General features: G+C 61.0%; 11 protein-coding genes. 7 read left to right on the forward strand and 4 right to left on the reverse strand.

Annotated elements, in window-relative coordinates; translation table 11 throughout:
- Positions 1-25 precede the first annotated feature (25 nt).
- Positions 26-2,767, forward strand: coding sequence for a preprotein translocase subunit SecA (gene secA, locus ACIPY2_RS01720; protein WP_400264666.1), 2,742 nt, complete (start codon positions 26-28; stop codon positions 2,765-2,767).
- Positions 2,768-2,853: 86 nt separating this feature from the next.
- Here the strand turns inward: secA and ACIPY2_RS01725 are convergent, their stop codons facing one another.
- Entirely contained in the window at positions 2,854-3,276 is a 423-nt protein-coding gene (locus ACIPY2_RS01725; RefSeq protein ID WP_400264667.1) for an Rv3235 family protein, read from the reverse strand.
- Between the two features lie 144 nt (positions 3,277-3,420).
- Positions 3,421-4,101, reverse strand: a complete 681-nt coding sequence (locus tag ACIPY2_RS01730) for a LysM peptidoglycan-binding domain-containing protein (protein ID WP_400264668.1) — start codon at positions 4,099-4,101, stop codon at positions 3,421-3,423.
- A gap of 246 nt (positions 4,102-4,347) precedes the next feature.
- Here ACIPY2_RS01730 and ACIPY2_RS01735 point away from each other — a divergent pair, with 246 nt between their 5' ends.
- Complete coding sequence (locus ACIPY2_RS01735; protein WP_400264669.1) at positions 4,348-4,860, forward strand: hypothetical protein; 513 nt, start codon at positions 4,348-4,350, stop codon at positions 4,858-4,860.
- A gap of 6 nt (positions 4,861-4,866) precedes the next feature.
- Here the strand turns inward: ACIPY2_RS01735 and ACIPY2_RS01740 are convergent, their stop codons facing one another.
- Positions 4,867-5,082: a helix-turn-helix domain-containing protein gene (locus ACIPY2_RS01740; protein ID WP_400264670.1), complete on the reverse strand. Its 216-nt coding sequence runs from the start codon at positions 5,080-5,082 to the stop codon at positions 4,867-4,869.
- Between the two features lie 148 nt (positions 5,083-5,230).
- Here ACIPY2_RS01740 and ACIPY2_RS01745 point away from each other — a divergent pair, with 148 nt between their 5' ends.
- From ACIPY2_RS01745 to ACIPY2_RS01760, 4 genes are read left to right on the forward strand one after another with little or no spacing between them, the layout of a single operon-like run.
- Positions 5,231-5,875, forward strand: a complete 645-nt coding sequence (locus ACIPY2_RS01745) for an SAF domain-containing protein (RefSeq protein WP_400264671.1) — start codon at positions 5,231-5,233, stop codon at positions 5,873-5,875.
- Positions 5,872-7,185 (forward strand): CpaE family protein, encoded by a 1,314-nt coding sequence (locus tag ACIPY2_RS01750; protein ID WP_400264672.1) that lies wholly within the window; start codon positions 5,872-5,874, stop codon positions 7,183-7,185. The genes ACIPY2_RS01745 and ACIPY2_RS01750 overlap by 4 nt, the downstream gene beginning before the upstream one ends.
- 57 nt (positions 7,186-7,242) lie before the next feature.
- Entirely contained in the window at positions 7,243-12,099 is a 4,857-nt protein-coding gene (locus tag ACIPY2_RS01755) for an NAD-glutamate dehydrogenase (RefSeq protein ID WP_400264673.1), read from the forward strand.
- Positions 12,100-12,129: 30 nt separating this feature from the next.
- Entirely contained in the window at positions 12,130-13,599 is a 1,470-nt protein-coding gene (locus ACIPY2_RS01760) for a sensor histidine kinase (protein ID WP_400264674.1), read from the forward strand.
- 81 nt (positions 13,600-13,680) lie between these two features.
- Here ACIPY2_RS01760 and ACIPY2_RS01765 read toward each other — a convergent pair whose 3' ends face one another.
- The gene (locus ACIPY2_RS01765) at positions 13,681-13,929 is read right to left on the reverse strand and encodes a WhiB family transcriptional regulator (RefSeq protein ID WP_003804966.1); all 249 of its coding nucleotides are present in this window, start codon (positions 13,927-13,929) and stop codon (positions 13,681-13,683) included.
- A gap of 300 nt (positions 13,930-14,229) precedes the next feature.
- On the opposite strand from ACIPY2_RS01765, the gene ACIPY2_RS01770 reads away from it, so the two are divergent.
- Entirely contained in the window at positions 14,230-14,679 is a 450-nt protein-coding gene (locus ACIPY2_RS01770) for a hypothetical protein (protein WP_400264675.1), read from the forward strand.
- Positions 14,680-14,701: the final 22 nt, after the last annotated feature.

A 14,701-nucleotide genomic window follows, 5' to 3' on the forward strand; every position in this document is an offset into this window, starting at 1 on the left:
AGCATGAGACTGGGAGCAATTTCACGTGGCATCACTAATCGAAAAACTTCTCCGCACGGGTGACAAAAAAACCCTGAAGCAACTGCGGAACTATGCCGATTCCATCAATGCCCTTGAAGACTCCTTCAAGACGTTCTCAGATGCCGAACTTCGTGAGGAAACAGACCGTCTCCGCAGCCGGCACCAAGACGGCGAGTCACTCAACGACCTCCTTCCCGAGGCATTTGCCGCAGTCCGCGAGGCTTCATCAAGGACCCTGGGAATGCGTCATTTTGACGTTCAGCTCATGGGTGGCGCCGCGCTCCATCTGGGCAACATCGCAGAGATGAAAACCGGTGAAGGCAAGACCCTCGTGGCAACCGCACCTGCGTTCCTCAACGCGCTCACGGGCAAGGGCGTACACGTGGTCACCGTGAATGACTACCTCGCCGAATATCAATCGGAACTCATGGGACGCGTGTACCGTTTCCTGGGCCTCACGAGCGGCTGCATCCTGGCGAACCAGGACCCTGCCGTCCGCCGTGAACAGTACGCCGCCGACATCACGTACGGAACCAACAACGAATTCGGGTTCGACTACCTGCGCGACAACATGGCATGGGACGCCAGCGAACTGGTTCAGCGCGGACACAATTTTGCCATTGTGGATGAGGTCGACTCGATCCTGATCGACGAGGCCCGCACCCCGCTCATCATCTCCGGTCCCGCGCAGGGCGACACCAACCGCTGGTACAGCGAGTTCGCCAAGGTTGTCCTCCGCCTGCAGCCTGAGGTCGACTATGAGGTCGACGAGAAGAAGCGCACGGTTGGCGTCCTTGAGGCCGGCATTGAGAAGGTCGAGGACTACCTTGGTATCCAGAACCTCTACGAATCCGCCAACACCCCCCTCATTGGGTTCCTCAACAACGCCATCAAGGCCAAAGAGCTGTTCAAGCGGGACAAGGACTACGTCATTCTCGACGGAGAAGTCCTGATTGTCGACGAACACACCGGCCGTATCCTTGCTGGCCGTCGCTACAACGAAGGCATGCACCAGGCGATCGAAGCCAAGGAAAACGTCGAGATCAAGGCCGAAAACCAGACGCTCGCCACCGTGACGCTGCAGAACTACTTCCGCATGTATTCCAAGCTCTCGGGCATGACGGGTACCGCTGAAACCGAGGCGGCGGAGTTCATGAGCACGTACAAACTCGGCGTCGTTCCCATTCCCACCAACAGGGACATGCAGCGCATCGACCAGTCCGACCTCGTGTACAAGAATGAGGTCGTCAAGTTCGACGCCGTGGTCAAGGACATCGCGGAGCGCCACGAGAAAGGCCAGCCGGTCCTGGTCGGCACCACCAGTGTCGAGAAGAGTGAATACCTCTCCAAGCTTCTGGCCAAGGAAGGTATCCGCCACGAGGTCCTCAACGCAAAGAACCATGCCCGTGAAGCATCGATCGTGGCCCAAGCCGGGCGCAAGGGTGCCGTGACGGTTGCAACCAACATGGCCGGCCGTGGTACCGACATCATGCTGGGCGGCAATGCCGAATTCACGGCCATTGCAGAACTCGCCAAGCGAGGGCTCGACCCGGAAGAGAATTCCGAAGAATACGAGGCCGCCTGGCCTGCGGCCCTTGCCGCAGCCAAGCAGGCGGTCAAAGATGAGCACGAAGAAGTGCTGGACCTTGGCGGGCTTTATGTCCTGGGTACAGAACGCCACGAGTCCCGGCGCATCGACAACCAGCTTCGGGGACGTTCCGGTCGTCAGGGTGACCCTGGAGAGTCGCGTTTCTACCTTTCGTTGACCGATGACCTCATGCGGCTCTTCAACTCGGGTGCGGCCGAGCGCCTGATGAACAGCTCCGTGCCGGACGATGTTGCTCTGGAGTCCAAGCTGGTCTCGCGCGCCATCGCCTCAGCCCAGGGCCAGGTGGAAGCCCGTAACGCAGAACAGCGCAAGAACGTCCTGAAGTACGACGACGTTTTGAACCGCCAGCGCGAAGCAATTTATGGGGACCGGCGCCGGATCCTTGAGGGTGATGATCTCCACGAGAAGGTCCAGTACTTCCTGGAAGACACGATCAACGCCCTCATCGATGCTGCCACTGCTGAAGGAACGGGGGACGACTGGGACTTCAACCAGTTGTGGTCCAACCTCAAGACGCTTTACCCGGCCACCATTACCCCGCAAGACATCATCGACGAAGCGGGCGGAAAGTCGAAGGTTACAGCCGACTTCCTCCGCGAGGAGATCCTTTCGGACGCCCGGCTCGTGTACCAGGCCCGTGAAGAAGCCATTGGTTCTGAAAGCATGAGGGAGCTCGAGCGTCGCGTCGTTCTCTCCGTGCTGGGACGCAAATGGCAGGAGCACCTCTATGAGATGGACTATCTCAAAGAGGGGATTGGTCTGCGCGCAATGGCCCAGCGCGATCCCCTAGTGGAGTACCAGCGTGAAGGCTTCGTCATGTTCCAGAGCATGATGGAGGCCATCCGCGAAGAGAGCATCGGCTTCTTGTACAACCTGGAAGTAGAAGTCACACCCGCTGAAGACGTGGTTGTTGCCGACGACTCTGCAAGCGGAACGCACACCGAACACCACGATCCACAGATCCGCGCGGCCGGCCTGGAAGCGCCGGAAAAGCCGGCTCAGCTGCAATACACTGCTCCGGGCGAGGACGGCGGAACTCAAACACGCATCGAGGGAAGGTCTTCCGGCCGTTCGGGAAACCCCGCCAAGGCCGCCTCGCAGGAACCCCGCCGGTCCGCAAAGAAGAAGCGCCGCTAACGTTCCGAAAAGCTGTATGGCTACAGGGCCCGTTCTGTCTCATCCGAGCAGGTCGGGCCCTATCCATGCCCCGCGCGACCGGGTTGCTATCCGATCACGAGGGCTGTGACTTGCCAACTCTCCTCCCTGCGTTCCAAACGCAGGGCGATCGCACGGCACCTCTGCTCTTCGGCTACTACCACCGTCGCCTCACAAACGTGATCCGAAATCCGACAGGCTCGGACTGACCGCACCATCGGGCTCATATGCACACGCCGAGCCCGATGAGAACGGGCAGTGTGTTCGCGTGTCAGCGCTGTTCGATGCTGCAGCGCAAGGTAGCAGTCCGGATCCAGTGATCGCGCCAACTGCTGGATGGGCCGGGTGCCGGCGAGGACCTCTACGGCCGCCTGGGCTATGCTCCGGGCCACAAGCCGGACGTCAATGTCCCGAGCGCTTGCTCCCTGAGTTGCCCCGCCTTGTTTTGGTACGCGCCTTCTTATCGGCATGCGGGCCGCGGTCATCGTCATGTCTATCCTCAGAAGTTGGCTTTCCGGGCCAGGGCGGGGGATAGCCTGGCGGAAATTGCTTTTTCTGGGATGACGCGTGGTGCTCTTTGGTAAAAGTAACCGGTCCCTGAGTGGACGGAGTTCCCTCGGTTTGTTCTGTTGGCCTCAGCCGGGTGGTGGTTGCAGGACTTGGCCGGGACGGAGGAGCGACGGATCGTCTCCGATGAGCGCTTTGTTCGCGGCATACCACTTGGGCCAGTTAAGTGCCACATCGACGTCGTTGGCAAATGGTCCTGACCGACGGGCAGCGATTGACCAAAGAGTGTCGCCTGCCACCACTACCTCCGGGGCTTCGCCGGCAGGGACGGGAGTGGTGGTGCGGCCGGCTCGCCGGCTGAGCAATCCAGGCTCCGTTAGCGGAGCAGCCGGAGTCCACTCAGGGACGACCCCGCCGGGTGCTGCTTTCCACGACGGGTCGGCTGCCGCTGCAGTGTTGGTCGAAGCAAAGTGCCAAGCGGGTTCAGGTGCGTCGCCCCGGGCAGCTGGTGCGGACAGGACGTTGACGCAAAGAAGGGCGAAGACAATCCGGAGCATGAACGCCGGACTGCCCTTGGCGACGATCCCGGCTCGAACCCTCCTGCCCGACCGTTGGAGGACAGCAGCAGCGAACGCTGCCGCAAGAGACAGGAACCACCAAGCGATGATCGCCATGCCAAGGAGGCTGCCAACGACTGCCAGGAGGCGGTCAAAGGTGGCTGCCTGGGTCACAGCCCCTAGGGGAGCCCCGGATCCCGCTGCCAACCGGCCCAGGACAGCCAGCAAGAGGCCGAGAACGGGAACTGACACAATCAAGGCCGTATCGCGCCTTGACGCGGAATGCGTTCGGTCCATTGATCCCCTGCCTCGGATTGCATCGTTTGACATCATTTGATGAACTTTGCTCATTCTGAACACATTCGACATCATTTGTCCAATTTGCGACGCGACGAGGCTCCTTGCTTGGCGCGGCTTCGCTGTTGAGCCTACTCTGAGCATATGAGATGGGACTCTCTATTCAACGATCTCGGAGCGCAATTCGCTTCAAATCGGCAATTGGCACAGGAAGCAGAGATCACCGAACGTGCCCGGGTTGAAGCATCCCAAGTGATGTTGGCCGACAGGCTGCGGGGAGCGCTCGGCTCAGAGGCCGTATTTGTCTTGGGTACGGGCATGAGGGTTTCAGGGAGATTGGGGTGTGTGGGCCGCGACTGGTTCGTGCTGGCCGAAGGCATGCGGCAATGGCTGGTGCCGATGGAGTCGCTCGGCTACGTCGAGGCGCTGGGGCGGCCGGTCCACAAAACCGAAAACGTCGGCGTCGCCTCACTTCCGCTTCCCGGTGCAATCCGCCGTTTGGCCAGGGACAGGGCAGAAGTGGCTGTCCATGTGGCGACAGGGCAGGATCGAGGCCGGGTCCTCGAAGGCGTGATCGACGGCGTGGGACACGATTTCCTGGACCTGGCTGTGACCAGGGGTGAAACCAGGCGACGTGAAGCGGTGGCTCTAGTGGCTACCGTGCCGTTCGCTTCACTTGAGGCCGTTTGTTCAATCGGTCCGCGGGATTATTGAGCTGGTTCAGGCGCTCTTTGACTTCGATTTCCCGATCATGCGGCTGGCCTCCGCATACCGTTCTTCGATGTACTGTTCGAGCATTTTCTCCTCAATTCGCCACTGACCGCGGCCGCCGACCTGGATGGCCTTAAGCTCTCCACTGCGAACCAAGGCATAGGCCTGGGGTGAGTTGATCTGTAGTTGTTCGGCGACGTCCGCCAGAGTCAGGAAACGGGGCATAAGGCCATTTTGCCACCGCTTTACACTCCTTGGTGCAGTTATCCACAGTTTCTTACCTTTTGCTGTTACTGGCTTTGGTTACCGGTGGGCTTGGCCAAGAATGAATGTTGGTTACTGAAGGCGAAATCCGGCAGGGGGAACGGGCAACATGGAAAAAAGGTCGCCACAGGAAGGTGCCAGGCTCAAGCGGCCGTCATGGAAAGACCCCCGGTTGCTCATTGGGGTTCTATTGGTACTGCTCTCGGTATCGGGCGTCATCGCCGTGGTTGGATCGGCGGACAAAACCACCGAGGTCTACGCCGCCAAGGACGGGATAGCTGTAGGTCAGGTCATCACTCCGGCCGACTTGGCCGTGGTGAAAGTCCGCCTGGATGACGTCGAACCTGCGTACCTCACTGTTGCCGACGGCTTGACGACGGACAAAGTTGCCCTGCAGCGGATCGAGAAAAACCAACTGGTTCCGCAGAAGAGCCTTGGTCAGGCGGATGCGCTGAACCGCAAGCCTGTAGCCGTACCGGTGGAAGGGGAGCTGCCTCCGCAGGTAGTCCAGGGAGCGAAGGTGGACGTGTGGGTGGCCATGCCGGACGCCGCACGTGGATACAAGGAGCCGGCCTTGCTTTTGCCAGGCGCGGAAATCGCGCAAGTAACTCCGGGATCAAGCACCCTGGGATCTGCCAAAGCTACTGTTGTCCTGGTTCTCGTCACCGACCAACAGATGCCCGGATTGCTTGGGGCGCAGGCCAACGCGGCGAAGATCTCCGTTGTCTGGAACCCCTCGGGCCGTGGACAGTGAGTATCCCCGTAATCACCTTCGGTCCCGCACAGGACAAGCTGGTGAGTGGCCTCGAGCGCTTGCATGGTCCGGTCACGGTGGTTCGTCGCTGCTCTGAATTGACGGAATTGATGGCAGCCTGCCAAAGCGGACTCGCCCGGGCAGCGGTGGTGGCTGATGGCACCGACGGACTTACGGCGTCCTTGGTGGCCCGACTGGACGCTGTGGGAGTCACTGTCATTGCCCTGACTGACGAGCCTGACGAGGCGGCCCGCTTGAAGGCTGTCGGGGTGGCCGTCGCCCCCGCCGGAATCGAAGCGGATAGCTTGGCGGCGGCCATCTCCGAGACTGTCCAGGAGCGAAATGAACGGACCGGCCCGGTATCTCAAGCTGAATTCTCCGGGGTGGGCGCCGGGGACTTTCCCGTCAAACAAGCATCGTCACCGGCCGAGGAGTTCCCGGCGGCGGTGAACGTCGGGAAGGTCATCGCAGTCTGGGGCCCCGCGGGTGCGCCGGGTCGAACCATGCTTGCGGTCAATATTGCTGCCGAGTTGGCTGCGGCGGGCAGTTCCGTCTTGCTCGTGGATGCCGACAGCTACGGTGCCAGTGCGGCGGCGGCGTTGGGATTGCTGGACGAGGCGGCAGGTCTGGCGCAGGCTTGCCGCATGGCGGACCAAGGCGTCCTCACGCCTGACGCCCTTCGGAAGGCGGCGGTGGACGTACATACAAAACATGGCTCTTTTCAGTTTCTGAGTGGCATAACACGGGCTGACCGATGGACGGAACTCAGGCCGATCGCGTTGTCTGTCGTGCTGGAACGAGCCGTCCAAACGAGGCAGGTTGTGGTGATCGACGTCGGATTTTGTCTGGAATCCGATGAAGAACTCAGCTATGACACCTTGGCGCCCCGTAGGAACGGGGCCACGCTCAGGTGCCTTGAACTCGCGGACGAAGTTATCGCCGTGGGAGCGGCCGACGCAGTTGGCGTCCCGCGATTGGTGAGAGGCCTTGCCGAACTCGAGGCAGCCGTACCCGATGCAAACGTCCGCGTCGTCATGAACAAGGTGAGGCAATCGTCGGCAGGACGGTCTCCACGTCACCAGTTGTCCGAAGCATGGGAGCGCTTCGGACCCGCCAAGGGCATCGACACCTACCTTCCGGCGGATTTCGAGGCCTGTGATGCTGCGTTGCTTTCCGGATCAGTTCTGTTGGAATGCTCGCCGGATTCGGCGCTTCGGAAAGGAATCGCCGGACTGGTCTGTGCATGGGGCCAGCAAAAACGCGAATCTCCTGGTCGATCATCCAGAGCTTTGGCCTTCCTTAAGCGCTAGGCTCGCAATGTGGGCTGCAGAGTCGCAGCAATCAACATGTGATGGAGGCGTTTGTAAATGTCGTCAGGATCCAGTGTGGAGGATCGGTCCGATGCAGCAGTTGTCCGTGAGGGGTTCTACGGCGATTACTACGAGCACCTGGCCGAGGAGGACGCGCGGGGCTACTCTTCGGAGCTGCTGATCTCCAGGGCGGACAAGCACAAGCAGATTGCGGCATCGCGCAAGCCGGGAAACGCAATTGTCGAGATCGCCACGGAAGCCGACCGCAGTGTCGTTTATATCGTCACCGACGACATGCCGTTCCTTGTGGACTCGGTCAACGCCGAGCTCGTCCGGCAGAACTGTGCCATCCGCCTGGTGATGCACCCTCTCTTTGTGGTTACCAGGGACCGTGTATCCGGAGCTCTGGTGCAAGCTTCCCGGGTTCCCTCCAACATCGGAATTTCCAGCGGTGATACGGCAGCGCTCCCCAGCGTGGCACACCTGCTCGGAGACGGCGACAACTCCTCGCACATGGAGTCCTGGATTGCGGTGGAAGTCGACCGCATCAGCGAAGATGCCCGGGACGAACTTGTTGCAGGGCTGCAGCGGGTCCTTGGCGATGTCCGGGCTGCCGTTGAAGACTGGCCCAAGATGCGAAGCAAGGCCTTGGAGATCGCTGAGGCTCTCGGCACCGTTTCCCACCCTGAGCAGATTGCCGAACTGCGGCAGGCCCAGGATCTTCTGCGGTGGCTGGACAACGGCAACTTCACGTTCCTCGGCTACCGCGAATATGACCTCATCAATGACAACGGCGAGGATGTCCTGGAACTTCGCGAGGAGAGCGGACTGGGCTTGCTGCGCGCGGGAGACGCCACGCGCCAAATCCAGCACCTGACCGATGCAGGCCGAAAGCGTGCCCGGGAGAAGCGCGCGTTGGTCATCACAAAGGCCAACTCGCGTTCGACGGTGCACCGGCCTGCGTACCTGGATTACATCGGCGTCAAGAGCTTCGACGCCGCTGGCAACGTCAATGGGGAACGCAGGTTCATCGGCCTGTTTGCCACCAGCGCCTACACCGGCTCGGTGCGCAGTATCCCGATCGTGCGCGACAAGGTGGACGCGGTCCTCCGCAACGCAGGATTCCCCACCGACTCCCACTCCGGCAAGGACCTCCTCGGCATTCTCGAGACATATCCGCGCGATGAGCTGTTCCAGATTGAAATTCCGGATCTCGCAGCCACTGCGATGGGCATTCAACGGCTGCAAGAGCGACGCCGGACCAAACTGTTCCTCCGGCCGGACATTTACGGCCGGTTCATGTCGGCAGTGGTATACCTGCCCCGGGACCGCTACACCACCAGCGTCCGGCTCCGCATTGAGCAGGAACTCCGTGAGACCTTCCAGGCTGAAAGCATCGACTACGAGGCCCGGATTACGGAATCTGCTTTGGCCCGCGTCTTCTTCCGCATCAGGCTGCCCCGCACCGCGGAACTCGCAGAGGTCAACGTACCCGAGCTCGAACACCGGTTGATGCGGGCCTCGCGTTCATGGAGCGAAGGCATCGCCGAGGTGCTTCGCGAGAACCAGCCTGCCGAGACTGCAGAAGTCCTTTCAGCACTCTGGGCCGAAGCTTTTCCAGCCGGATATCGCGTCGACTACGAAGTAGAGGATGCGCTTGAGGACATCGAGCGTTTCGAAAAGTATGGCGCCGAGGCCGAGCGGGCAGGGGAAACGTCCAGGGAACTTCGCCCCGGCGTCCACGTATACCTGCCTGAAGGTGCAGGAGAGTCTTTGGAAGAGGACGCTCGCGTCAAGCTGTACCTCATGGAGCCCAAGAGCCTCAGCCAGATTTTGCCCTACTTCCACAACCTTGGGCTGGAGGTCCTGGACGAACGGCCTTTCGAAATCGAAACGGCTGATCACCGCGACTTCTTCCTTTACGACCTCGGGCTGAAATATCCGGCGGGAATTGACCCCCTCGCAACAGGTGACTTGTTGGCCGACTCCTTCGGAGCGGCCGTCACCGGAGCAGTCGAGTCAGACAACTTTGACCGTTTGGTTCTCCGTGAGGGGATGCACTGGCGGCAGGTCGTTGTCTTGCGGGCTTACGCCAAATACATGCGACAGATGGGTAATACCAACTCGTTCGGATTTATCGCCGATACGCTGCTCGCCAACCCCGATGTCGCCCGTGGCCTGACCTCATTGTTTGCTGCGAGGTTCGACCCGGCGGTTGAAGAAGCGCAGCGCTCGGAGCGTCAAGGTGCCGCCAGGGCTGCGCTTTCGAAGGCGATCGATGAAGTTGCCACCTTGGATGCCGACCGCGTCCTGCGCACCTTCGTCAACCTTATTGAATCGACCCTCCGCACCAACTTCTTCCAGAACAAGGGCTACCTCAGCTTCAAGCTGGACCCCACCTCCATTGAGGGCCTGCCGTTCCCGCGCCCGATGTACGAGATCTGGGTATACTCCCCGCGGGTCGAGGGCGTGCACCTCCGTTTCGGCAAGGTAGCGCGCGGTGGCCTCCGCTGGTCGGACCGCCGAGAGGATTTCCGGACCGAGATCCTTGGCCTGGTCAAGGCACAGACCGTCAAGAACGCCGTGATCGTACCCACGGGTGCAAAGGGCGGCTTTTTCGCAAAGAAGCTGCCCAACCCCGCCGTTGACCGTGGGGCCTGGATGGCCGAGGGAATCGAAAGCTACAAAACATTTATCCGTGGTCTGCTGGACATCACCGACAACCTGGTGACCTCACCGGACGGTGAGCGGCTCGTCCCGCCGTCGGACGTTGTCCGGCACGATGGTGACGACTCATACCTGGTGGTGGCGGCGGACAAGGGAACCGCGACGTTCTCCGACACGGCCAACGGGCTCGCCGCCGAATACGGTTTCTGGCTGGGCGATGCCTTCGCATCGGGCGGGTCAGTGGGCTACGACCACAAGGCGATGGGCATCACCGCCCGTGGCGCTTGGGAATCCGTAAAACGGCACTTCAGTGAACTCGACCTGGACACCCAGTCCGAAGAGTTCACGGTTGTAGGCGTCGGCGACATGTCGGGCGACGTTTTCGGCAACGGGATGCTGCTGTCCCGCCACATCAAGCTCGTTGCGGCGTTCGACCACCGGCACATCTTCCTGGACCCGGCTCCGGACGCTGCGGCCTCCTTCGCCGAAAGGCAGCGGCTCTTCGAACTGCCGCGGTCTTCCTGGGACGATTACGACCGTTCACTCATCAGCGAGGGCGGCGGAGTTTACGCACGCCAGGCCAAGACCATCCCGGTTTCAGAGCAGGTTCGCCAATCATTGGGCCTTCCCGACGGCACGACGCAGCTGAGTCCACCTGAATTGCTTCGCGCGATCCTTTTGGCCCCGGCCGACCTCCTTTACAACGGCGGCATCGGGACCTACGTGAAGGCAAGCACCGAGACGAATGCCTCCGTGGGCGACAAAGCCAACGACGCAATCCGCGTCGACGGAAAGGACCTTCGGGTCAAGGTGGTGGGTGAGGGTGGAAACCTGGGCCTCACCCAGCGTGGTCGCATCGAGGCAGCCCTGCAGGGCGTCATCCTTAATACGGATGCCATCGACAACTCGGCTGGAGTGGATTGCTCCGACCATGAGGTCAACATCAAGATCTTCGTCGATCGCATGGTGGCCGCCGGCAAGCTCGAGGCCTCCGAACGTGCGGAGTTCCTCGCTGACATGACCGAGGAAGTTGGCCGGTTGGTCCTCCAGGACAACATCGACCAGAACATCCTCCTCCTGAACGACCGGACCCGCGTTGCGGAATGGAGCCCCAGCTACGAACGGCTGATGGACTGGCTTGAGAAGTCGGCAGACCTTAAACGCGATCTGGAAGCGTTGCCCTCAACCGAGACCCTGCGGCAACGCCTCGAACAGGGCCAGGGACTGACGTCGCCTGAGCTCTCTGTGCTGGCCGCTTACGCGAAGATCGAGCTGGGTGCCGCCCTCCGGGACAGCAACCTGGCTGATGACCCGTGGTTCAAGGACACCATCCGCCAGTATTTCCCGAAGCAGTTGCGTGAGAAGTTCGACGCCGAGCTGGACACCCACCCGCTGCGGCGCGAGATCATCGCCACAGTGGTGGCCAACGACATCATCAACCTCGGCGGCATCACCTTTGCTTTCAGGGCCATTGAGGAGACATCCGCCAACGAAGTGGCCGTGGCGAAGGCGTTCGTCGCCCTGCGTGAGATCTACGATCTTGATTCCATGGTTGAAGACCTCAATGCCCTTCCGGCATCGTTCCCGACCGAGCACTGGAGCGAGGTCCACCTGGACATCCGCCGTCTCTTGGACAGGGCCGTTCGCTGGGTTCTGGGGCAGGGGATTGCTTCGCGGCCCATTGCCGAAGTGGTGGACTCCTTCAAACCGATGATGGAGCCGCTGCGCGCCAGGCTGTTGGATTACCTGCGTGGAGACGACAAGACCCGCATCACGGGCTGGTTGGAGAAGGCACGTAGTTGGGAGCTCCCCGAGCATCTGGCGCACCGGTGGGCGGAACTCTTTGAGAGCTATGCACTTCTGGACATCGCCCGGATCGCCCAGGCCCGGACCACCAGCGTCGAAGACGTGGCCAACGTCTACTACACGGTGTTTAACCGGTTCCATGTTGATTCGCTGCTGGAGCGTATCAGTGCGCTGCCGCGCGACGACCGTTGGCAGGCGCTGGCGCGCGCGGCCCTTCGGGACGACCTCTACTCCACGGTCGCGGATATGACGACGTCGGTACTGGAGTCGACTGCCGACGGAACCGTTGCCGAGGAGAGGCTCAAGGCGTGGGAAGGACAGAACGCCGAACAGCTTGGACGTGCCAAGACCATGTTCGATGAAGTGAATTCCCTTGAGGCCGACGACATGGCTTCCCTGTCGGTAGCATTAAGGCTCTTGAGGTCAATCGTCCGACGCTAGCAATGTGCCCGCGTCGTAAATGGAGGTGCAGTGGCAATCTTTACAGACCCCATCAGGGAACACGCTGATTTCGGGCCTGGGGATGCCGAATGGCTGCACCTCCTGGTCGGTGACTGGCAAATGGTCGCCGACCTTGCGTTCGCGGATCTTGCTTTGTGGTTTCCGCATCCCGAACTCGGATACATCGCCCTCGCCCACGTACGTCCGTCGACATCCCACACGGTGTTCCATGCGGACTTCGTGGGCGAGGGCATCCGTTCGGATCTTCGGCCGCTGGTGGAGAAGGCTTGGAACAGCCGCTCGATTGAGCGTTCCAGCGAAACCAGTTGGAGCAGCGAGATGGCGCTTCGCGTCGAAGCAGTTCCCATGGTCCGCAACGGCAGGACCCTGGCGGTGGTGACCTCGCACATGGATCTGTCCAGTTCGCGGATGCCGTCACGGCTCGAACTGACATACCGGCAATGCGCCTACGACCTCCTCCGCATGGGGACCTTGGGGCTGTGGCCCGATTTCGCATCTCCGACGGGTTCCCGGCGGGGCGCGCCCCGGGTTGGCGATGGGCTTATCCGCTTGGACGCCGACGGCGTGGTGCAATATGCCAGCCCGAATGGTGTTTCCGCCTTCCGCCGCCTGGGTGAAGTGGAGTCGCTTGAAGGCAGGTCGCTTGCCGAGGTGACTGCGGGATTGTTGAAAGACCGCAGGATGGTCGATGAAACCCTGCCGCTTGTGGTGACCGGCCGGATGCCTTGGCGCAGTGAAATCGAATCGCGGGGCGTCAGCCTGTCTTTGCGTGCCATTCCGCTTCGCGATGAGCAGCACCGTTTCGGTGCACTGGTCCTGTGCAGGGATGTTTCGGAGCTGAGGCGCCGTGAGATGGAATTGGTCACGAAGGACGCGACCATTCGCGAAATACACCACAGGGTGAAGAACAATCTTCAGACGGTTGCCGCCCTGCTGCGAATGCAGTCCCGGCGTATGGTCAGCGACGAGGCGAAACAGGGGTTGGAGCAGGCTATGCGTCGTGTGGCGACTATTGCCCTGGTCCACGAAACACTTTCGCAAGGCCTGACACAGAGTGTCGACTTCGATGAACTCATTGGCCGTCAGTTCAGGCTCTCTGCCGAGGTGGCTTCCCCGTCGCAGCATGTCCGCACCGAACGTTCCGGCATGTTCGGGGAACTGCCCAGCGACTTCGCCACGCCACTGGCTTTGGTGATTAACGAATTGGTGACGAACGCAGTGGAACACGGACTTGAGGGACGCACGGGCACAGTGTGGTTGCTTGCTGATCGGGCCCCGGGCGACGGCAATGACGAGTTCCTGACCGTGACGATTGCGGATGATGGCGTCGGCCTGCCCGATGGTCAGTACGCCGAAGGGTTGGGCCTTCAGATCGTAAGGACCCTCGTGACCAGTGAACTGGGAGGGACCATCCAATGGAGCCCGCGGGATGGTGGGGGCACCGCTGTGGAAATTGTCCTGAATCTGGCCAGGGCCTGACTGTTTCCGGAAACAGAAACGGAAGGCCGCAGACCATATGGTCTGCGGCCTCCCGTTGTATTTCGGTTGGTTGGGCCGCCGTTAAGACGCGCGGCGCGCCCGGGCTGCGCGGCGTTTGAGGGCACGGCGCTCATCTTCGCTCATGCCGCCCCAGACGCCGGCGTCCTGGCCGGATTCCAGCGCCCACTGCAAACACGTGTCCACTACGGGGCACCGACGGCAGACGCTCTTGGCTTCTTCGATCTGCAGAAGTGCTGGTCCCGTGTTACCGACTGGGAAGAAGAGCTCCGGGTCCTTGTCGAGGCAGGCTGCGCGATTACGCCAATCCATGCTGATCAGTCACTCCATTCGTGAGAACTAGGTGGGCCCCTTTTGTGAAAACATTCACGAGAGGCTCCAAAGGAAAGGGGCCCGCATGGGCCCCCTTGGTCGTCTGAGTCAAGCGTTTCATGTTAACGCCATGTAAACAAGGGGTTTTAGTCCTCGAAATGCCCGGAATCCGTGAGCGATGCATCACATCATCAACCATTGCCCTCACTGCTCAATGACTATGTCCGGTAGTGTGCCAGTGTGTCAAGACCTCCTGTTAACCCTGCCCAGCCATCCTCCGGAAGCGATGGAAACGATGACGTGAAACCCCTGGTTGGGGGCAAGGAAAGCAGGGAGTGGAACGCAACGATCAGTGCAAGGCCGGCAGGGATAGCAGTGATCTCCCTCGTTGTGGCCCTGGAAGCGTTGGCGCTTCTGTGCGCCGCCGGTTGGTACGCATTCGAGCTCCTGACCGGAGCGCCCGTGCTGACCTTTTGGGGTGCTGTGTTTACGTTGGGGCTCCTGCTCGCCTTTTCCGCCTGGTTGTTCGCCGTGGGCCACTTCCTCTTCCGCGGTTACCGCTGGACCCGCGCAGCCGCGCTGGTCGCCCAGTTGTTTGTGCTGACTATTGGTTTTCCGACGATGTCGGGTGGGCTGGTCCTTCCGGGCCTTGCCATGATTGTGCCCGCACTCGTCGCCCTGGTTCTGCTGTTTCAACGCAAAGTTATTTCGTATGCCTCAAGAACCGGCGGGACGCAAGGAGCCATTTAGCGAATCTCCAAAGCCTGCCGGG

The organism is Paenarthrobacter sp. NPDC089675, from assembly GCF_044749185.1.
GTDB lineage: Bacteria > Actinomycetota > Actinomycetes > Actinomycetales > Micrococcaceae > Arthrobacter.